Below are 20,099 nucleotides of genomic sequence, written 5' to 3' on the forward strand. Positions count from 1 at the left end.
CCAATGGGGGGACCTATGAATTTTCTGGCAAATCCTTTGCTTTCTAGTTCCACGCTTACGCCTTTATTTGATCCGTTTGGCTTTGGGCGTGCGGCCTTTGATTACTGGCGCGATAGCGTTGAGCGTAGTGTTTTGTATTTAGATGTCATGCGCGAACGCGGCAATCAATACCTTGAACATATGGAGCAGACTAAGCCCAATGTGTTGGGTTTCGATACCGAAGTGTTAATGGATGGGCGCACGCTGCCGCGACCAACCAACTATGAGCTACTGCGCGTACTGCCCCATGAAGGTACTGAAACTGATCTACAAAAGCGGCCCTTTGTCGTTGTAGATCCGCGCGCGGGGCATGGGCCAGGCATCGGTGGTTTTAAACCTGATAGCGAGCTAGGCGTCGCGCTGAAAGCTGGCCATCCCTGCTATTTTATAGGTTTTCTGCCTTTCCCTGAGCCAGGCCAAACCGTTGAGGATGTGGTTGAGGCAGAAATCGCCTTCTTGCGTCATGTTATAGAATTGCATCCGGAAACTACCGAAAGACCCATGGTCGTTGGCAACTGCCAGGCGGGTTGGCAGCTTATGATGGGGGCTGCCTTAGAGCCTGATGTGTTTGGGCCTATATTGATTGCCGGCGCGCCGCTTTCTTACTGGGCTGGCGAGCACGGTAAGGCACCCATGCGTTATACCGGTGGAATGTCGGGCGGCAGTTGGATTACTGCGTTAACGAGCGATATCGGCGACGGCATGTTTGACGGTGCCTGGCTGGTACAGAATTTTGAGCGCCTCAATCCAGCGAACACTCACTGGAAAAAGCAATATCACCTTTACGACAATATTGATACCGAGGCGGGTCGCTACCTTGATTTTGAACGCTGGTGGGGTGGCCACGTTGTGCTTGGCGGTGAAGAAATTCAATACATCGTCGATAACTTGTTTGTCGGGAACCGGCTTTCTACCGCACAGTTAGTGACCCAAGACGGTCGTCGTATTGATCTGCGCAATGTTCGCTCACCGATCGTCGTTTTCTGTTCAAAAGGCGATGATATAACGCCGCCGCCTCAAGCATTGGGCTGGATTCGTGATCTTTATGAAGACGAAGATGATCTTATCGCTAATGAGCAAACCATAGTCTATTGTCAGCACGACACCACTGGCCATTTAGGAATTTTTGTATCGGGCAGCGTCTCGCGTAAAGAGCATACCGAGTTCACCGCCAATATGGATTATATTGATGTGATGCCACCGGGGCTGTATGAAACCACGGTGACGCATACCGATGATCATCACGACCCGGCGTTAATCGAGCGCGATTATTTGCTGGAGTTTACGCCCCGTAATTTTGAAGAGCTTGATCGGGACGTGATGCATAAGCCTGAGGATGACCGCCGTTTTGCAACGGTTGCGCGTGTTTCCGAAATTAATCTGGGCATGTATCGCCTTTTCCTTCAGCCTTGGCTAAAAGCGACCATTACGCCTGAAGCCGCGCGCTGGATGCGCCGCATGCATCCCATTCGTTTAGGTTATAAGCTACTGTCTGACCGTAATCCATTGTCAGTGCCACTGCCGGTAATGGCGGAGGCAGTGCGCAAGAATCGTCACTGTATCTCTCAAGACAATGTGTTTAAAGCACTTGAGACCATGGGCTCAGATCAGCTTGTGGCTAGCTTAAACAGCATGCGCGATTTACGTGACGCCAATACCGAAAAAATGTTCATGGATATCTATGGGCAGCCATTTTTGCAGGCGGCTGTGGGTCTTCATGGCGATGCCCACGTGCATCGTCGCCGTCCTGGTGCAGAGCCTGAGCACCGTCGCTTTGTTAAGCAGCGCCAGGAAGAGATTCGTGAAAAAATTGCGCAAGGTGGCGCCCATGAGGCGGTCATGCGCTCGCTTATTTATGTGCTCGGCGGCGCACCCGCGACCGATGAACGTAATTTTAAGCGTTTGCGCGCCTCGCGATCTGAGCTTGAGCCCGGCATTAAGCTCAGTGAGTTTAAGCGTTTGGTACGCGAGCAGTTCTTCATATTGAAGCTTGATCGTGAGCAAGCGTTAAATGTGTTGCCTGGACTGCTCAACGGGCTGAGTAATGCCGATATTAGCGGCCATGTGAAGCAGCTTGAGCATGTTTTCGCCGCCAGCGGTGAGCTTTCAGAACGTGCAGCAGAGCGCTTCGCACAGATTAAAATGCTATTTGATAAAGCAAGGCCAGCCAAGCCCGCCGCCGCCCCGGCAAAAGCGCCCGCTAAAACGGTTGCTAAGCCCAAGTCTGCCGCTAAACCAGCCGCTGTGGCTGAGCCCACCACGCCAAAGCCAAGTGCCGCTGAGCGTGCACCCGCTAAATTGCAATCGGTTAAGCCATTAGCTAGTGCCGAGAAAAAGGCAGCCAGTAAATCAGTTGCGAAGCCTGCGAATGGCGCGGGTAAAAAGACACCGCCCAAACGCTAAATCAGTCGCTTAGCTCAACGCGCCCTCGCCTATTTGGTGGGGGCGCGTTGTTTGTTTCAGCACTTTTTGGGTTGCCGTAAAGCCGAGGGCAGTCTAGTGTCTAGCTACTCTTTATCTGAAATTTAAGGATTCACACCACTACTTAGTTGCTACTGGCGCTTAGCCAAGGGCTGGGGTAGGGTAGGCGCATTTTTTCATCCGTATCTTTTTAATGGCCTGTTTCCCGGCGATACGGCACCGAATTCAGAGCACGCGCTAGAGTCAGCCCGTGCATTAGGAAAGTGGAGCACTATGGGCAAGTCACTGGTCATCGTCGAGTCGCCAGCTAAAGCGAAGACGATTAACAAATATCTCGGCAACGATTTCATCGTGAAGTCGAGCGTGGGTCACATCCGTGACCTGCCGACCAGCGGCTCAGGTAAGGCAGCCTCCGACCCTAAGGAGCGCGCTCGCCAGGCCGCAGCGACACGCAAAATGTCGGCGGAAGAGAAAGTTGAGCATAAAAAGCGCAAAAGCCAAGATCAGCTAATTCGGCGTATGGGCATCGATCCTAATAACGGTTGGGAAGCTCACTACGAAGTGCTGCCCGGAAAAGAAAAAGTCGTTGCCGAGCTGAAAAAGCTGGCTGAGAAAGCTGATGCTGTCTATCTCGCAACGGATTTGGATCGCGAGGGGGAAGCCATTGCATGGCACCTGCGCGAGACCATCGGGGGCGATAACGACCGCTACAAGCGCGTGGTGTTTAACGAGATCACCAAAAACGCGATCCAGGACGCGTTCAAAGCACCTGGCGTGCTTAACATACCCCGTGTAGAGGCACAGCAAGCGCGACGCTTCCTCGACCGAGTGGTGGGCTTTATGCTCTCGCCGCTGCTATGGGCGAAAGTGGCACGGGGGCTGTCAGCTGGTCGAGTGCAGTCGGTAGCCGTGCGCTTAATTGTTGAGCGTGAGCGCGAAATCCGTGCGTTTATTCCTGAAGAGTTTTGGGATGTTCACGCTGACTTAGCCTCACCAGAGGGCGAGCTAGTGCGCTTCGCATTGGTGCGCCAAGACGGCAAAGCGTTTAGGCCTACCTCTGAAAAAGATACGCTGGCGCGTATTGAGCAGCTTAGGAAAGCCAAACTAGCGATTACCTCGCGTGAAGATAAGCCCACCAGTTCAAAGCCCACGGCTCCCTTTATTACCTCTACGCTGCAGCAAGCGGCGAGTGGGCGGTTAGGCTTTTCGGTTAAGAAAACCATGACCATGGCTCAGCGCCTCTACGAAGCTGGCTACATTACCTACATGCGTACTGATTCCACCAATTTGTCGAAAGACGCCGTGGAAAGCGTGCGTGAGTACATTAGTGAAGAGTTTGGTGAGCGCTACCTGCCGGAAGCGCCTAATCGCTATAGCAGCAAAGAAAGCGCCCAAGAAGCTCACGAAGCTATTCGCCCTTCAAGCGTTGAGCGCAAAGCAACCGATTTAGCGGGCATGGAGCGTGACGCAGAGCGTCTTTATGAATTGATTTGGCGCCAGTTTGTGGCTTGTCAAATGACCCCCGCGCAGTATCTTTCAAGCACGCTGAGCGTTGAGGTCGATGGCTATGAGCTGCGTGCCAAAGGCCGCGTGCTCAAATTTGATGGCTATACGCGGGTAATGAAGCCCGGCGGTAAAAATGAGGACCAGACCCTGCCTGACTTGCCGCAGGGGACGCCCATGGCGCTGGAAGCGCTTGATCCGCTGCAGCACTTTACTAAGCCTGCACCACGCTATACCGAAGCAAGCCTGGTTAAAGAGCTTGAAAAACAGGGCATTGGTCGACCTTCAACCTACGCCTCTATTATTTCGACGATTCAAGATCGCGGCTATGTGAAATTAGAAAACCGGCGTTTTTATGCTGAAAAACTTGGTGATATTGTCACCGAACGGCTAAAAGAATCGTTCCCGGATTTGATGGATTTCTCGTTCACCGCTCGTATGGAAGATAGCTTGGATGAAGTTGCCGAAGGTGAGCGCAACTGGCAGGGTTTGCTAGACGACTTCTACGGTGAGTTCCGTGAAGAGCTTGCTAAAGCAGAGAGCGATGATGGTATGCGGCCCAATCAGCCGGTGCCGACAGACATAGACTGCCCTAGCTGCGGTCGTCATATGCAGATTCGAACGGCTTCTACGGGCGTTTTCTTGGGCTGTAGCGGCTATAACCTGCCGCCAAAAGAGCGCTGCAAAACGACTATCGACCTTATTCCGGGTGAGGAGGCCGTTGCCGAAGACGCGGGAGAAGACGCTGAAACCAACGCGCTGCGGGCGAAGAATCGCTGCCACAAGTGTGGCACGGCCATGGACAGCTATTTAATCGATGAGACGCGCAAGCTGCATATCTGTGGCAATAGCCCAGACTGCGATGGCTACGAAGTCGAGAGTGGTAAATTCAAGATTAAAGGCTACGATGGCCCGGTGATTGAGTGCGATAAATGCGGCTCTGAGATGCAGCTTAAATCAGGCCGGTTTGGTAAGTATTTTGGCTGTACCAATGGTGAGTGCAAAAATACGCGCAAGCTATTGAAAAGTGGCGAAGTGGCGCCGCCCAAAATGGATCCGATTCCGATGCCGGAGCTGGCCTGTCAGAAGGTTGACGACCATTACGTGCTGCGCGATGGGGCAAGCGGTCTATTTTTAGCAGCCAGCAAGTTTCCTAAAAATCGTGAAACGCGGCCGCCGTTAGTCAAAGAATTGAAAGCGCATGCTGATGAGCTGCCAGAGAAATATCACTTTATTCTCAAGGCGCCTAGTGAAGATCCTGATGGACGCCCGGCTCAGATTCGATACTCTCGCAAGAGTAAAGAGCAGTTTGTGATGACCGATGAGGAAGGTAAGGCCACTGGCTGGAAAGCCACGTTTGATGCCGGCAAATGGCACGTGGAGGATAAGCGTAAGTGAGTGCGCAGTCCCGAACCAATCAATTGCTCTATCAGGCTGAGCTGCTAGCCACGTTATCAGCCGGGGATGACGAACATGCCACGGCGAGACAGATGGCCCAGGAGGAGGGCGCGTTGGCGCTCTTTGAGCTGGCTTTAGAGTCGCTGTTGCGTGAAGTCACTGAGCATGCACGGTTGTCAGAACATGCTTGGCGTATTCTGCTAGCAGAAGATGGTGTGAATTTAGCAGAGCTGCAACGCCTGCGCGATTTAAGAGCCCATCCTGAGAGTTGGTTACACTGGCTCGTGGCCCAGCTTGAGCGCTTGCACAGTGACGATGGGGCCGCACGGCGTACGGCGCACAATCCCGCGATGATTGCAGTGGGTAGCCCAGTGAATTTACGCAAGCAGCTATTGGATAATCTCCAGGCAGCAAAGCGAGAAATAGGCGCTCTGCGGGAAACTAGCTTGGAATGGTAGGTCTACTAAAATAACGAAAAGCGCTCATTGCAGTAATGCCTTGGTGAGCGCGGTTATTCACTGCGCGTTAGCTGTATTGCGCGTATGACGAAAATACTAACGGCGAATGTGGGAATAATGTATAACAGCCACCAGATGAGCCTTGTGGGTCAACCACAGGCTAACGTGTTTCGAGAGCTACCATGATGCCTGTCAATCGCCGTCGTTTTCTCGCTATGGCGCTGAGCTTTCCCGCCGTTGCGAGCGCTGCTGTGAATTCGCCTAGTCCATCAGGCGTCCCGGATCTCGTTGAGGCGATGCTCACGCGTGCTCATGTACCTAGGCACAGCAACGAACTATGGGTGTTGATAGATGATCAAGAGTCTACGCTAAGCGTGTTTCGTGGCAATGCCTTACTAGAGCGCTTTGCGCCGATATCGTTAGGGCGGGCGGGGGCAAAAACGCAGCGCGTACGTGGCGATAGTGTGACCCCTTTGGGCGAGTTTCGTATCAATCGTTTTAATTACGAAAGCCAGTGGCGCACTTTTATGGCCATTGACTATCCAACGCCGGCCCATGCACGCATGGCATTGGAAAGTGGGGTTTACTCCCAAACGGATTATGAAGACTACTTCGAATACTACCGCCGTTACGGTCACCCATCCCAAAATACGGCGCTTGGCGGCGCTATTGGTATTCATGGGTTGGGTGGCGCGGATCCCGATATTCATGGGCGCTATAACTGGACTCAGGGGTGTGTTGCCGTTACCAACGAGCAAATTGATCGCCTCGCAGAGCTAGTGGGTGTTGGCACCCGTGTAGTGATCCGTTAAGCTAGCGCCGTTGTAAGGAAGTTCGAGGTTTTTAAATAAGTGGCTATAGACAAGCGCTGTGGACTATTATAAAACAGCGTTTGACTTGTGTGCTTAACAGCACAAGTCATTGAAAAGAACCTGCACCGCAGGTAGACAAATTTAAGCTAAGAGCTTAGCCTTACCTTTGTCATACCCTTAACGTAGTACCCAAGGACGACTCAAGGAGAACATTATGACTCTGAAAAATACTCTGAAAATGACTGCTGCTGCCGCTTCTCTGGCAATCCTAGCTGGTTGTGCTTCTACCAGCGCTCTGGAAGAAGTTCGCATGACTGCTGAGTCTGCACAAGCTGACGCTGCAGAAGCACGCAGCATGGCTTCACAGGCTATGAACACTGCAAACCAAGCCCAGCGCGATGCGCAGGCTGCTCTGCAGATGTCTGAGCAGAACCGTGAAGAAATGAACCGTATGTTCCAGCGTTCCATGCAGAAGTAATTCTGCCTGGACTGTTGGGGAGTCAATAGACTCTTTCAGCGGTTGCTGTATGTGTAGATTGTAATGCAAGAAGCTTTGCACACAGCTACACAAAAAAACCCCGCCTCGGCGGGGTTTTTTGTTGCTGCGCTATCAGCGCATCAAGCTTTTTCTTCGCTGCTAGGTGCTGCTGTGAGCTCAATTTCGTCGATAAGTTCGACAGGCTCGGGTTTTATTTCAGGTGCTCCGGGGCCAAAGAGGGCAATAAATTGGCCGTCTGGTGCGTCAACGGCACGCTCTATCTGCTCTGGGTCGATCTCTACTTGATCTTCAGTTAGCGCCGTAACGCGATCAATTGCGTTGCGTATCGGTTCGAAATCACCCACGTTTTCTTCAAGTTGAGGGAAGGACTGCACGAACAGTGTGCCGTCGGCTCCCCAGCCTGCTTTAAAGGGTGCATCCATCAGGTTGACCTGAGTGCCGCTAGGCAGGCGCTCATACAGCGAGGCGATATCTTCAGGGTACATGCGAATACAGCCACGGCTAGCACGCATGCCTACGCCGTCTGGCTTATTGGTGCCATGAATTAAGTAGCTAGGCATCGCCAGAAGGATGGCGTGCTCGCCAAGCGGGTTGTCAGGGCCTGAGGGCACAATTGAAGGCGCAGGATCGCCACGTTCAGCCGCTTCGCGGCGCATCGAAGCTGGCGGTGCCCATGCAGGATCTTTTACCTTAACGGTTGTGCGAGTGATACCAACCGGGGTTGCAAACTCTTCCCGACCTACGCTAATCGGGTAGGTTTCAACGATGCCCGGATTGTTGGCCGGGTAATAGTAAAGACGCAACTCAGATAGGTTGACTACGACGCCTTCACGAGGTGCTGGGGGCAAAATATACTGAGCCGGAATAACGACCTCGGTACCTGCGCCAGGAACCCATAGGCTTACGCCAGGATTGGCCATACGAATTTCTTCATAGCCAATATTGTGACGTCGAGCAATATCAAGGAGTGTCTGGCTAGAGTCTTCGACGACGACCGTATAGCGTTCCCCGACGATGTCGCCGGTTTCAGGTAGGCGGAAGTGGCCGCGGGGCAGCTCGTCTCGGCTAGCAACTTGTGATGCGCTGTCAACGGCATCGAGGTTGATTTCTTGCGCTTGTTGGCTGTCTACCTGCTCGTCAGCGGATTGCGCAAAAGCAGGGGTAGCCAGGCTAGCTGCAAACAGCACAGCCAAGCTGGTGGGGCCCCAGAGATTGAAAGTATGTCGAATGTTCATAGTCGTTCCTAATATGTTAATTTACTGCTGATGCGCGTTTTGGTGACCAGTAGGGCATAGCTACTGACAAGTTTGCCCCAAGGTTCACGCCGCCGCTACTTTTTGATTAAGCGTGCTGAGTAAGTTTTCTAGCTGCTGAAAACGCTTATCAACACTTTCCATAGGTAATTCAAATCTTAAGGTGTCTGCGCCATCCAGGCGGTAGTGTTTTGGTGAGCGTTGAATAAGTGTCACCAGCGTCATGGGGTCGACCTGAGTGCTGCTCTCAAATAGCACTCGACCACGGCTTTCGCCGGCTTCTATTCGGCTGATGCCTAGCTGCTCAGCGCGATGGCGCAGCTTGGTTTGCCGAATGAGGTTTTTCAATGGCGCGGGCAGCAAGCCAAAGCGGTCAATAAGCTCAACCTGCAGTTCTTTAAGCTCGCCATCGCTCTGCGTATTGGCAATCCGCTTATACATCACTAGCCGCTGCTGCACATCGTGAATGTAGTCGCTGGGAATGAGGGCAGGCAGATTAAGGCTAATTTCGACACCGGTATTGAAGGGAACATCGATATTGGGGGTTTTGCCGGCACGAATCGCCTTCACGGCTCGATCAAGCATTTCCATATAAAGCGTGTAGCCAATGGTTTCCATTTGGCCGCTCTGCTCATCGCCTAGCAGTTCACCTGCTCCGCGAATTTCCATGTCGTGGCTAGCCAGCGTAAAACCCGCCCCTAAATCATCCGAAGCGCTGATGGCCTCAAGACGTTTTATCGCATCGCGCGTCATGGCTTTTGGTGTAGGGGTCAAAAGATAGGCATAGGCTTGATGGTGGCTGCGGCCAACTCGTCCCCGCAGTTGGTGTAGTTGGGCCAGGCCAAATTTGTCAGCACGCTCAATGATGATGGTGTTTGCGCTAGGCACATCAATGCCTGTCTCAATAATGGTGGAGCAGACCAATACGTTAAATCGGCGATGGTAGAAGTCCGACATGATGCGCTCCAGGCTGCGCTCAGGTAGCTGGCCGTGGGCAACGCCAACGCGTGCTTCGGGTATCAGTTCGCGGATCTTTTCGGCGGTGTTTTCGATCGTTTTAACTTCGTTATGCAGCACATAGACCTGGCCACCACGCAATATTTCACGCAGCAGGGCTTCTTTTATCACGCTGTCGTCATGCTGCTGCACGAAGGTTTTGACCGAAAGACGGCGGGCCGGCGGCGTGGCGATGATCGATAGGTCGCGGATGCCGCTCATGGCCATGTTCAGCGTACGCGGAATAGGCGTGGCGGTCAGGGTTAATATGTCGATCTCAGCGCGTAACGTTTTTAGCTTCTCTTTTTGGGCAACCCCAAAGCGATGCTCCTCGTCGATAATGAGCAGGCCCATTTTAGGTAGCTCAACACTTTTCGAGAGCAGCTTGTGAGTGCCGATCACAATATCGGTTTGACCGTTTTTAATGCTTTCCAGCGTCTGAGAGACTTCTTTGGCACTGGTGAAGCGGGAAATCAGGCCAATATTGACGGCAGTATCGGCAAAGCGATCGCGGAAGTTCTCAAAATGTTGGCGTGCGAGCAGAGTGGTCGGCACCAGGACGACCACTTGCCGGCCGGACTGCACGGCTAGAAACGCCGCGCGCATGGCGACTTCTGTTTTGCCGAAGCCTACGTCGCCGCACACCACGCGGTCCATCGGCTGTGGCGACGTCATGTCGCTGATCACCGCCTCAATGGCCGCATGCTGATCGGGCGTCTCCTCAAACGGGAAGTTGGCTGAGAAACGTAGGTAATCCTCCCCGGGGGCTTCGTAGACCACGCCCTGCTGAGCTTCCCTGCGTGCGTAAACGTCCAGCAGTTCGGCTGCGGTATCACGAATTTTCTCGGCGGCTTTGCGACGCGCTTTTTCCCATTGATCTGAGCCCAGCTTATGCAGAGGCGCTAGTTCGTCGTCGGCGCCGCTATAGCGGGAGATCATATGTAGGCTATCGACGGGCACATACAGCTTGGCGCCATCTGCATAGGAGAGCGCAAGAAACTCATTTGCCTGCCCGCCTGCCTCTAATGTCTCAAGGCCTAAGTAGCGGCCCACGCCATGGGCTTGGTGAACAACCGGCGCGCCCTCACGCAGCTCTGATAGATGACGTACCGCTAGCTCATTGTCATCGGTGGCTTTTTCACGACGGCGACTTTGACGTACGACTTCGCCAAATAACTCGGTTTCGCTGATCACCGCCAAACTGGGATTGTTAAGCCACAGGCCACTGTCGACTAGCCCTTCGGTAATCGCATACTGTTGGCTGCCAGCCAGAAACGCATGGAAACTCTCAGTGTGGGGCAGCGATAGCTTCAGCGGTGCCAGTATCTCTTCTAATGCCTCGCGCCGGCCGCGGGATTCCGCCACAAAAAGCGTGCGTGTTTTAGAGTGTGAGGTTAAAAACGCGGACAGATCGCTTAACGGCTTTTTCGCTCGCGAGTTGATCGACAGCGTAGGAAGCGATGTGGCGTCAGGCAGCTGCGCATGGCGTTGCTGGCTGTCTTCGGTCAGCTCAATGCGCGGATACGATTTGATGGCCGAAAATACGTCACTGACGGGAAAAAATGCCCGGTGCGGAGGCAGAAGCGGGCGCGTATTGTCCACGCCTAAGTTGACAAAGCGGGCGTCTATTGCCTGCCAATGCTGCTCGGCTGCTTGGAAAACGCCGGGCAGTAAAGCTACTCGCGTGTCATTCGTCAGGTGATCGAATAAAGAGGCGGTATGCTCAAAAAATAGCGGTAGGTAGTGCTCAAGGCCCGGTGATGGAATGCCTTTTAATGCATCGTTATACAGCGGGCACTGGCGCGGGTCGACGTCAAACAGTGTTTCAAATTTTTCGCGGAAACAGGCAATGGCACTACGGCTGAGTGAGTACTCATGAGCGGGTAATAGCTCGAGTGACTCAAGTTTATCCGTAGAGCGCTGGCTGCCTGGGTCAAAGTGGCGCAGCGTATCGATTTCATCATCAAACAAGTCGATACGGATTGGTTCATCCATACCCATGGCAAACAGATCAATCAGCGCGCCGCGCATGGCATATTCGCCGGGTTCGTAAACCGTTTCTACGGCACGGTAGCCCGCTCGCGATAATGATTCGCGAAAGGTCTCACGATCCAGCCGCTCGCCGGTTTTTAAGGTCATCACTCGCCCGGCAATATATTCAACCGGGGGCAGACGCTGCATCAGCGTATTGATTGGCACCAGCACAATGCCGCGCACGCCATCTTGCAGCTGACGAAGCGTGCGTAGTCGTGCCGAGACAATGTCTTGATGGGGTGAAAAGCTGTCGTAGGGCAGCGTTTCCCAGTCGGGGAAGGGCAGCACCGGTACGTCGCTGTAGAAATACAGGTCTTGCTCAAGGCGCTGCGCGCTGGCCGTATTGGGCGTGATGACCAATAGAGGCGCGTGGGTTGCAACGCGGGAGAGTGCCAGTGCAGTCGCACTGCCCGGCGGCGATGTCCAGTAGAGCGTATCGCGAGTCCCTTCGGGCTGGGGCGGTTCGAGCAGAGAAAAAGTCGGCATAATCAAGATATCGTTTTGCGCTGAAACGGAAAGCAGATCATACACGATCACCCGTTTCAGTTAGAGCGCTGTCGCTTATCGATAGTTACTAATCATTGGCCAAGCTTGTAGTCAAATCGACGATTCTGTAATACGCCTACACGTTGTGCGACCATCCTTTGATTGCGACGGCGGCGCTTGGCTAGGATAATGCAGCACGGAAATTGTTTTTTACTTATTGTTTTTACACTTTTTCACTACATTAATGAGGCCGCACGTGAGTCAGCAAGCTCTCGAAAACGTTTTTCAAGAATGGCAGGGTAACGAGGCTTTGGCGGAACAGATGATCCCTATGGTGGGTCAGCTCTATCGTCAAAATAACGTTGTTGCCACCATGTTCGGACGTTCGTTGATTAAGCGGTCGGTCATTCGCATTCTTAAAGACCATCGCTTCGTGCGCAAGCTGGAAGGGACAGAGCTGTTTGTCGACGATACGTACCCAATCCTAAAAGGCATGATTGCGCTTAACCTTGGGCCTGCGCATGTAGATGTCGGTAAGCTGGCGGTGATGTTTAAGCGCCAAGGTGGCGGTGACGTTGAGGCTTTCCTACGTAAAGAGCTTCACGAAATAATTGATGGTTATCAGTCGGGCGCAAGCACGGGCGAGCCTCAAGATGTAGTGCTTTACGGGTTTGGTCGTATTGGCCGCTTGCTAGCGCGAGTGATGGTTGAGAAAGCCGGAGGCGGTAACCTTCTGCGCCTACGTGCCATCGTGGTGCGCGGCCGTGGCGACGTGGCGAAAGATCTTGAAAAACGCGCCAGCCTGCTGCGCCGTGATTCTGTTCATGGCCCTTTCGATGGTACGATTATCGTCGATGCGCAGGCGCGCACGTTGACGGTTAATGGCAATGTTATCCAAGTTATTTACGCCGATTCTCCTAGTGAGATTGATTACACCGAGTACGACATCGACAACGCTGTGATTGTTGATAATACCGGTATCTGGCGCGATGAAGACGGCCTGGGTCAGCATTTGAAATGTAAAGGTGCCGCTAAAGCTCTGCTAACCGCACCGGGCAAAGGCGACATTAAGAATATTGTTTATGGTATTAACCATGCGTCGATTGGTGACAGCGATCTTATTGTCTCTGCTGCGTCATGCACGACCAATGCGATTGTGCCGGTATTGAAGGTGCTCAACGACGAATACGGCGTTGTGAATGGCCATGTTGAAACCGTCCATGCCTACACTAACGATCAGAACCTGATCGATAACTACCATAAAGGCGATCGTCGTGGCCGTAGCGCGGCGCTCAACATGGTATTGACTGAAACGGGAGCCGCTAAAGCTGCCGCGAAGGCATTGCCTGAGTTAGAAGGCCGGCTGACAGGCAACGCCATTCGCGTGCCCATCCCCAATGTTTCCATGGCTATTCTAAACCTGACGCTGGATAAAGAAGTCAATGCCGTTGAGCTAAATGATTACTTGCGTCGGATGTCAATTGAGTCCGCTTATCAGAAGCAGATTGACTTCGTTGATTCCGCCGAAGTGGTGTCATCTGATTTCGTTGGCAACCGCCATGCGGGCATTGTTGATGCTAAGGCGACGATTGCTAGCGGTCATCATGCTGTCGTTTATGTGTGGTACGACAATGAGTTTGGCTACAGCTGTCAGGTAGTGCGTATTTTGCAGCAGATGTCTAATGTGCAGTTCTTAAAGTTACCACGCTAAGTAATTAGTCGTAGGAAAGTCCGTGCGTTGGACGTTCATGCGAGCAGGACTAGCGGGCGCTACCTTTGGGTGGCGCCTTTTTTTGCTCCCAATTCACCTTCTTGTGTATGTATATAGCACTTTTGAAGGTCATAAGGGATGTGGTCATTGGACGCGCTTGTCTTTATAATAAGAGGGATTTTTCGGGGTGGTTCAAGTGCTGCTTGGGCCTGACTGGTAACAATCTGAGCAGAAAACAAGAATTCACTGAGCAGAAAAGAAGCATTCGAACCCCATACCTTCGTATATCCGATCCAACAACTGGGCGAGACTATGATCGAAGTCAAAAAAGGCCTGGATCTCCCCATCACGGGAGCGCCCGAGCAGCGTATTGAAGATGCGCGGCCTGTGCGCCACGTGGCAATCCTGGGTACTGACTACGTTGGCATGAAGCCAACAATGGAAGTTCAGGAAGGGGATAAGGTCAAACTAGGCCAATTGCTCTTCACCGATAAGAAGATTGATGGCGTGCGCTATACAGCGCCTGCTGCCGGTGAAGTGCTTGCAATAAACCGTGGCGAAAAACGTCGTTTGCTATCTGTTGTGATTAAAGTTGACGAGACTGAGGAGGCGATTGAGTTCGCAGCTCATGATCGTAATGCCATCGCACAGCTTGATCGTCAGATCGTAGTTGATCAGCTGGTGGAATCTGGGCTGTGGACAGCGCTACGCACGCGTCCATTCTCGCGTACGCCAGCTATCGACAGCACGCCGGTCGATATTTTTGTGACTGCCGTGGATACCCATCCGCTGAGCCCTGACCCTGCGCTGATCATAAATGAGCAGCCGCAGGCATTTGAAGACGGCCTCAAGGTGTTAGCGCGCCTTACCGAGGGCAACGTTTTCCTATGTACAGGTGAAAAGGGTACAGGTGAAAAGGGTACAGGCGAAAATGCCTCTATTCCGGGCGGCGATATTGACGGTGTGAAGATTGAAAGCTTTGGGGGACCTCATCCTGCCGGCTTGGTCGGGACCCACATTCATTACCTTTCCCCGGTCGCACTGCATAAAAAAGTGTGGCACATCGGCTATCAGGACGTGATTGCGTTCGGCAAGCTGTTTGTAGAAGGTAAGCTGGATGTGAGCCGTGTTATTGCCATCGGTGGTCCGCGTGCCGAGAATCCACGTCTTATTCGTACACGCCTAGGTGCTAATACGGATGAGCTGCTGGACGGCGACGTTATCAAGCCTGATGACACTCGCGTCATTTCTGGCTCTGTTTTTTCTGGTTTTGCTGCAGAAGGCAAGTTGACCTATCTAGGCCGCTTTGGCAACCAAGTGAGCTTGCTAGAAGAAGGCAATAAGCGCACATTCATGGGTTGGATGTCTCCCGGTGTTAATCGCCACTCGGTTTTGGGAATTTATATCTCCAAAATTAAAGGGCTGAGCAACTATGCACCGACGACGTCAACGAATGGTTCTGAGCGTGCGATGGTGCCCATCGGTGTCTACGAGAAAGTGATGCCACTAGACATTATGCCTACTCAACTTTTGCGTTCGCTGATCGTGGGTGACATTGAAGCTGCCATGCAGCTTGGGTGTCTTGAGCTGGACGAAGAGGATCTGGCGCTGTGCACGTACGTTTGCCCTGGCAAATACGAATACGGCCCTATCCTGCGTGACAATCTCTCCATGATCGAGAAAGAGGCGTGATGATGGGTATTCAACAGACACTCCAAAATATCGAGCCGCATTTCCACAAGGGCGGAAAATACGAAAAGTTCTATCCGTTATTTGAAGCGGTAGATACTATTTTCTACTCACCGCCTAGCGTTGCTAAAACGACGGCCCACGTGCGCGATGGTATTGATCTTAAGCGTATGATGATCACCGTTTGGCTGTGCACTTTCCCTGCCATGCTATTTGGTATGTGGAATGCCGGCTGGCAAGCTAACGTCGCCATTGATGCGGGTTACGCGTCAATGGGTGGCTGGCGCGAAGCGATCATGATGACCTTGGCGTCGGGTCATGATTCCAGCAGCTTATGGGCTAACTTTGTTCTTGGTGCTACCTACTTCTTACCTATCTATTTGGTAACGTTTGCAGTGGGCGGTTTCTGGGAAGTGTTGTTCGCGATTAAGCGTGGCCACGAGGTGAACGAAGGTTTCTTCGTGACGTCGGTGCTGTTTGCGCTGATTCTTCCCGCCACTATCCCGCTTTGGCAAGTTGCTTTAGGCATCACCTTTGGTGTGGTCATTGGCAAGGAAATCTTCGGTGGTACGGGCAAGAACTTCTTGAACCCCGCACTAACGGCGCGTGCATTCCTATACTTCGCTTATCCGGCGCAAATCTCGGGTGACTCTGTATGGGTCGCAGCCGATGGCTATACGGGAGCCACTGCGCTTTCCTTAGCATTCCAGGACGGCATGACGGCGTTGACCAATACCTTTAGCTGGTGGGATGCCTTCCTTGGCTTTATCCCAGGCTCTGTGGGTGAGGTTTCCACGCTGGCCATCTTTATGGGGGCGGCGGTTCTGCTGTGGACACGTATTGCCTCCTGGCGAATCATGCTGGGTGTATTCCTGGGCATGGTGGCCACCAGTACACTCTTTAACCTGATAGGCTCCGATACCAACGCCATGTTCGCCATGCCTTGGTACTGGCATCTGGTTATTGGTGGGTTTGCCTTCGGTATGGTGTTCATGGCGACTGACCCGGTGTCAGCCTCGATGACTAACCAGGGCCGCCTTATATTTGGTGCGCTGATTGGTGTGATGACTGTCTTGATTCGTGTTGTGAACCCGGCCTTCCCAGAAGGCATCATGCTTGCGATTCTGTTCGCGAACCTGTTTGCACCGCTGATTGACCATTTCTTCGTCCAGGCCAATATCAAGCGCCGCGTTAAGCGTACCGGTGTACCGGCCGAGGAGACTGCCTAATGGCACAAGGTAATAACTCCATCAAGAAAGTCCTGATTGTGGCCTTTGCACTGTGTATTGTGTGCTCGGTCATCGTCTCGACGGCGGCGGTTGCATTGCGCCCCGCTCAGCAGCTCAATCAGGAACTTGACCGTAAAACCAATATCCTCAACGTTGCCAAGCTCTATGAGCCCGGTATGGACGTTGAGGAGGCCTTTAGCGAGCAAATCACCGCCCGCGTTATCGATTTGGATAGCGGCGAATACACTGATGAGTTTGATCCTGATACGTTTGATAGCTTTGAGGCTGCGCGGGATCCCGCTACCGGCCGCACGCTGTCAGGCGATCAGGATATTGCAGGCCTTTCGCGGGTAGAAAACTACGCGACGGTATACCTGATTGGTGACGAAAACGATCCAGAGCAAATTGTGCTACCTATTCGTGGCCAAGGGCTTTGGGGACTGATGCGGGGCTTCTTAGCGGTAGAGGGTGATGGCAACACGATCGTTAGTATCACCTACTACGAGCACAGCGAAACGCCAGGCCTAGGTGGGGAAGTAAACAACCCACGTTGGCAGGCCCAGTGGGAAGGTAAGAAAATTTACGATGAAGAGGGCGACCTCTCACCGGCAATTCACCTTACTAAGGGCGGCGCGAGCGACGACTATGAAGTGGACGCGTTATCTGGCGCTACGCTAACCAGTAATGGCGTGACAAACATGCTGCGGTTCTGGTTAAGCGAGGAAGCATTCGGGCCGTATTTGGCGAAATTCCGCAGCGGTACTGAGCCGGAAGATGCCGAAGGCACCGATACTGACTTCGAAGACGTTGAGGGGGCTTAATCATGGCGGACGTAAATGCAAAAGGCGTTTTAACGGCGCCGATTTTTAGAGACAACCCCATCGCACTGCAGATTTTGGGGATTTGTTCAGCACTGGCAGTAACGACAAGCATGAGCGTGTCGCTGGTAATGGCGCTGGCGGTTATCTTTGTGACTGCGTTCTCAAACTTGTTCGTTTCGTTGATCAGGAATCACATTCCGTCATCGATTCGTATCATTGTGCAGATGACCATTATTGCATCATTGGTTATCGTGGTAGATCAGATTCTCAAAGCCTACGCTTATGAGATGTCCAAACAGCTTTCTGTGTTTGTAGGCCTGATCATTACCAACTGTATCGTTATGGGCCGTGCAGAAGGCTTTGCGATGTCTAACTCGCCAGGTCTGTCGTTCTTAGACGGTATCGGTAACGGCTTAGGCTACGGCTTTGTACTACTGATTGTCGGTTTTGTACGTGAGCTGCTGGGCGCTGGAAGCATCTTTGGCTTCACCATCCTCCAGACGGTTCAAGACGGCGGCTGGTACGTTCCTAACGGCTTGCTGCTGTTACCGCCTTCGGCGTTCTTCATTATTGGTCTGCTGATTTGGGTTATGCGTTCGGTTAATCCAGAGCAAGTAGAAAGTAATGAGTTCAAAATGAAGGAAAACACCCAGCCCAAGGAGGCCGTGTAATATGGAACATTATCTGAGTCTTTTTGTTGCCTCGGTGTTTGTTGAGAACATGGCGCTGGCCTTCTTCTTGGGCATGTGTACCTTCTTGGCTGTTTCCAAAAAGGTTTCTTCTGCGATTGGTCTCGGTATTGCCGTTATCGTTGTATTGACCGTTACGGTACCCATCAACAACTTGGTGTTCACCTACTTGCTGCAAGAAGGCGCACTAACGTGGACGGGTATCAGCGGTGCTGAAAATATTGATCTTTCGTTCCTTGGGCTGCTTTCCTATATCGGTGTTATTGCTGCACTAGTACAGATCATGGAGATGTTCCTTGATAAGTACGTGCCTTCGCTCTACAACGCGTTAGGTGTATTCCTGCCGCTAATCACCGTTAACTGCGCCATTTTAGGTGGCGTACTGTTCATGGTTGAGCGCAACTACAACTTTGGCGAATCAGTGGTCTATGGTTTTGGCGCAGGCACGGGCTGGGCGCTGGCGATTGCCGCTCTGGCGGGTATTCGTGAAAAGTTGAAGTACAGCGATGTGCCGGGTGGGCTGCAAGGACTGGGCATCACTTTCATCACCGTGGGTCTGATGTCGTTAGGCTTTATGTCTTTCTCTGGCATTCAGCTTTAATCGGAGCCGGTTTTTCTCGGCGATGCTCGCGTCGCCGGGTTATACAAAACCTTCAGCAATAGGAAACCGACATGGTTGATACAACAGTCATCTTGCTCGGTGTTGTCATGTTCACGGTCATCGTTATTAGCTTAACGGCGATCATTCTGGCAGCGCGCAGTAAGCTAGTTAGTAGCGGGGACGTGACCATTGAAGTCAATGGCGACCCTGAGCATACGTTGAGTACGCAAGCCGGTGGTAAGCTGCTAAACACGCTTGCTGCTAACGGTATTTTCCTCTCTTCAGCTTGCGGTGGCGGCGGTTCCTGTGCGCAGTGCAAGTGCCGTGTAGAAGAGGGCGGTGGCTCCATCCTGCCAACCGAAGAATCGCACTTCACTATGCGTGAGAAGAAAGACGGCTGGCGTCTATCTTGTCAGGTACCTGTGAAGCAGGACATGAAAGTAGAAGTGCCTGAAGAAGTCTTTGGCGTTAAAAAATGGGAATGTGAGGTTGTTGCTAACCCCAACGTTGCCACCTTTATCAAAGAACTGAACTTGAAACTGCCTGAAGGTGAGGAAGTTGCCTTCCGTGCAGGTGGCTATGTGCAGCTAGTCGCACCGCCTTACGACATCAAGTTTTCTAATTTTGATATTGAGGAAGAATACCGCGGTGACTGGGAAAAATTTGACATGTTCAAAGTTTCCCACAAGAGCAACGAGGAAGTTATTCGCGCTTACTCGATGGCGAACTACCCTGATGAAAAGGGTATCCTTAAGTTCAATATTCGTATTGCAACGCCGCCTCCCGGTACTAGCCATGCGCCTGGTTTGATGTCTACGTTCGTCTTCAACTTAAAAGAAGGCGACAAAGTGACTGTCATGGGGCCATTTGGTGAGTTCTTCGCCCGCGATACTGATGCTGAAATGATCTTTATCGGTGGTGGCGCAGGTATGGCGCCAATGCGCAGCCATATCTTTGACCAGCTAAAGCGTTTGAAGTCGGATCGCAAGATCACCTTCTGGTACGGTGCGCGCTCTTGGCGTGAAACGTTCTATAACGAAGAGTACGATCAGTTAGCCGAAGAGTTCCCTAACTTTGAGTGGCACTTGGCGCTTTCTGATCCACAAGACGAAGATAACTGGGAAGGCCCTACAGGCTTCATCCATAACGTGCTGTACGAAAACTATCTAAAGGATCATCCCGCGCCTGAAGATTGCGAGTACTACATGTGTGGACCGCCGATGATGAATGCCTCTGTTATCAAGCTGCTGCTGGATATGGGTGTCGAGCCAGAAAACATCTTACTGGATGACTTTGGCGGCTAATCAATCATCAAGATTGTAAGTCGACAGCCTCGATAGGCCGTAGTAGATATAGACGTGATAAGCGGGGCTGGCCTTTTGGGCTGGCCCCGTTTGTTTATGGATTACCCTCAATAGGCGGGCGCTTATAACCTCTGATCCGCTGATGTATAATGAGTG

The 20,099-nt window shown here is 52.4% G+C and carries 14 protein-coding genes; 12 read left to right on the plus strand and 2 right to left on the minus strand.

Annotated features, from left to right (window positions below; all coding sequences use genetic code 11):
- Positions 1 to 15 precede the first annotated feature (15 nt).
- The 5 genes from ACT3RP_RS13620 (at position 16) to ACT3RP_RS13640 (ending at position 7,109) form a co-directional block, all read left to right on the plus strand.
- A complete protein-coding gene (locus ACT3RP_RS13620; RefSeq protein ID WP_483393988.1) occupies positions 16 to 2,442 on the plus strand; it encodes a DUF3141 domain-containing protein in 2,427 nt (808 codons plus the stop codon).
- Between the two features lie 291 nt (positions 2,443 to 2,733).
- A complete protein-coding gene (gene topA / locus ACT3RP_RS13625; RefSeq protein WP_444625619.1) occupies positions 2,734 to 5,361 on the plus strand; it encodes a type I DNA topoisomerase in 2,628 nt (875 codons plus the stop codon).
- Positions 5,358 to 5,819, plus strand: coding sequence for a DUF6586 family protein (locus tag ACT3RP_RS13630; protein ID WP_096279598.1), 462 nt, complete (start codon positions 5,358 to 5,360; stop codon positions 5,817 to 5,819). The genes topA and ACT3RP_RS13630 overlap by 4 nt, the downstream gene beginning before the upstream one ends.
- A gap of 182 nt (positions 5,820 to 6,001) precedes the next feature.
- Complete coding sequence (locus tag ACT3RP_RS13635; RefSeq protein ID WP_096279601.1) at positions 6,002 to 6,631, plus strand: L,D-transpeptidase family protein; 630 nt, start codon at positions 6,002 to 6,004, stop codon at positions 6,629 to 6,631.
- 214 nt (positions 6,632 to 6,845) lie between these two features.
- Positions 6,846 to 7,109, plus strand: a complete 264-nt coding sequence (locus ACT3RP_RS13640; RefSeq protein ID WP_096279604.1) for an Lpp/OprI family alanine-zipper lipoprotein — start codon at positions 6,846 to 6,848, stop codon at positions 7,107 to 7,109.
- A gap of 140 nt (positions 7,110 to 7,249) precedes the next feature.
- Here ACT3RP_RS13640 and ACT3RP_RS13645 read toward each other — a convergent pair whose 3' ends face one another.
- Entirely contained in the window at positions 7,250 to 8,365 is a 1,116-nt protein-coding gene (locus tag ACT3RP_RS13645; protein WP_096279606.1) for a L,D-transpeptidase family protein, read from the minus strand.
- Between the two features lie 84 nt (positions 8,366 to 8,449).
- The gene (mfd, locus tag ACT3RP_RS13650; protein ID WP_176483390.1) at positions 8,450 to 11,899 is read right to left on the minus strand and encodes a transcription-repair coupling factor; all 3,450 of its coding nucleotides are present in this window, start codon (positions 11,897 to 11,899) and stop codon (positions 8,450 to 8,452) included.
- Between the two features lie 256 nt (positions 11,900 to 12,155).
- Between mfd and ACT3RP_RS13655 the strand changes: the two genes are divergently transcribed.
- From ACT3RP_RS13655 to nqrF, 7 genes are all read left to right on the plus strand, one after another.
- On the plus strand, positions 12,156 to 13,610 hold the full coding sequence (locus tag ACT3RP_RS13655; protein ID WP_096279610.1) for a glyceraldehyde-3-phosphate dehydrogenase: 1,455 nt from the start codon (positions 12,156 to 12,158) through the stop codon (positions 13,608 to 13,610).
- A gap of 312 nt (positions 13,611 to 13,922) precedes the next feature.
- Positions 13,923 to 15,302, plus strand: coding sequence for a Na(+)-translocating NADH-quinone reductase subunit A (locus ACT3RP_RS13660; protein WP_441686030.1), 1,380 nt, complete (start codon positions 13,923 to 13,925; stop codon positions 15,300 to 15,302).
- A complete protein-coding gene (locus ACT3RP_RS13665) occupies positions 15,302 to 16,528 on the plus strand; it encodes an NADH:ubiquinone reductase (Na(+)-transporting) subunit B (protein ID WP_096279614.1) in 1,227 nt (408 codons plus the stop codon). Before ACT3RP_RS13660 ends, ACT3RP_RS13665 begins: the two co-directional genes overlap by 1 nt.
- Positions 16,528 to 17,349 carry a Na(+)-translocating NADH-quinone reductase subunit C gene (locus tag ACT3RP_RS13670; RefSeq protein ID WP_096279616.1) on the plus strand — a complete coding sequence of 274 codons (822 nt, stop codon included), beginning with the start codon at positions 16,528 to 16,530 and terminating at the stop codon, positions 17,347 to 17,349. The genes ACT3RP_RS13665 and ACT3RP_RS13670 overlap by 1 nt, the downstream gene beginning before the upstream one ends.
- Before the next feature lie 2 nt (positions 17,350 to 17,351).
- The gene (locus ACT3RP_RS13675) at positions 17,352 to 18,020 is read left to right on the plus strand and encodes an NADH:ubiquinone reductase (Na(+)-transporting) subunit D (RefSeq protein ID WP_483393989.1); all 669 of its coding nucleotides are present in this window, start codon (positions 17,352 to 17,354) and stop codon (positions 18,018 to 18,020) included.
- A 1-nt stretch (position 18,021) separates the two neighbouring features.
- Positions 18,022 to 18,639 (plus strand): NADH:ubiquinone reductase (Na(+)-transporting) subunit E, encoded by a 618-nt coding sequence (gene nqrE, locus ACT3RP_RS13680; protein WP_096279620.1) that lies wholly within the window; start codon positions 18,022 to 18,024, stop codon positions 18,637 to 18,639.
- 71 nt (positions 18,640 to 18,710) lie between these two features.
- Positions 18,711 to 19,943 (plus strand): NADH:ubiquinone reductase (Na(+)-transporting) subunit F, encoded by a 1,233-nt coding sequence (gene nqrF, locus ACT3RP_RS13685; RefSeq protein WP_096279622.1) that lies wholly within the window; start codon positions 18,711 to 18,713, stop codon positions 19,941 to 19,943.
- Positions 19,944 to 20,099: the final 156 nt, after the last annotated feature.

It is taken from the genome of Halomonas sp. AOP5-B2-8 (assembly GCF_052376475.1).
Classification (GTDB): domain Bacteria; phylum Pseudomonadota; class Gammaproteobacteria; order Pseudomonadales; family Halomonadaceae; genus Vreelandella; species Vreelandella casei.

Bases quoted from the DNA above. Each gene is read 5' to 3' on its own strand.
- ACT3RP_RS13620 (WP_483393988.1), top strand. From the start codon at position 16: ATGAATTTTCTGGCAAATCCTTTGCTTTCTAGTTCCACGCTTACGCCT.
- topA (WP_444625619.1), top strand. From the start codon at position 2,734: ATGGGCAAGTCACTGGTCATCGTCGAGTCGCCAGCTAAAGCGAAGACG.
- ACT3RP_RS13635 (WP_096279601.1), top strand. From the start codon at position 6,002: ATGATGCCTGTCAATCGCCGTCGTTTTCTCGCTATGGCGCTGAGCTTT.
- ACT3RP_RS13640 (WP_096279604.1), top strand. From the start codon at position 6,846: ATGACTCTGAAAAATACTCTGAAAATGACTGCTGCTGCCGCTTCTCTG.
- ACT3RP_RS13645 (WP_096279606.1), bottom strand. From the start codon at position 8,365: ATGAACATTCGACATACTTTCAATCTCTGGGGCCCCACCAGCTTGGCT.
- mfd (WP_176483390.1), bottom strand. From the start codon at position 11,899: ATGCCGACTTTTTCTCTGCTCGAACCGCCCCAGCCCGAAGGGACTCGC.
- ACT3RP_RS13660 (WP_441686030.1), top strand. From the start codon at position 13,923: ATGATCGAAGTCAAAAAAGGCCTGGATCTCCCCATCACGGGAGCGCCC.
- ACT3RP_RS13665 (WP_096279614.1), top strand. From the start codon at position 15,302: ATGATGGGTATTCAACAGACACTCCAAAATATCGAGCCGCATTTCCAC.
- ACT3RP_RS13670 (WP_096279616.1), top strand. From the start codon at position 16,528: ATGGCACAAGGTAATAACTCCATCAAGAAAGTCCTGATTGTGGCCTTT.
- ACT3RP_RS13675 (WP_483393989.1), top strand. From the start codon at position 17,352: ATGGCGGACGTAAATGCAAAAGGCGTTTTAACGGCGCCGATTTTTAGA.
- nqrE (WP_096279620.1), top strand. From the start codon at position 18,022: ATGGAACATTATCTGAGTCTTTTTGTTGCCTCGGTGTTTGTTGAGAAC.
- nqrF (WP_096279622.1), top strand. From the start codon at position 18,711: ATGGTTGATACAACAGTCATCTTGCTCGGTGTTGTCATGTTCACGGTC.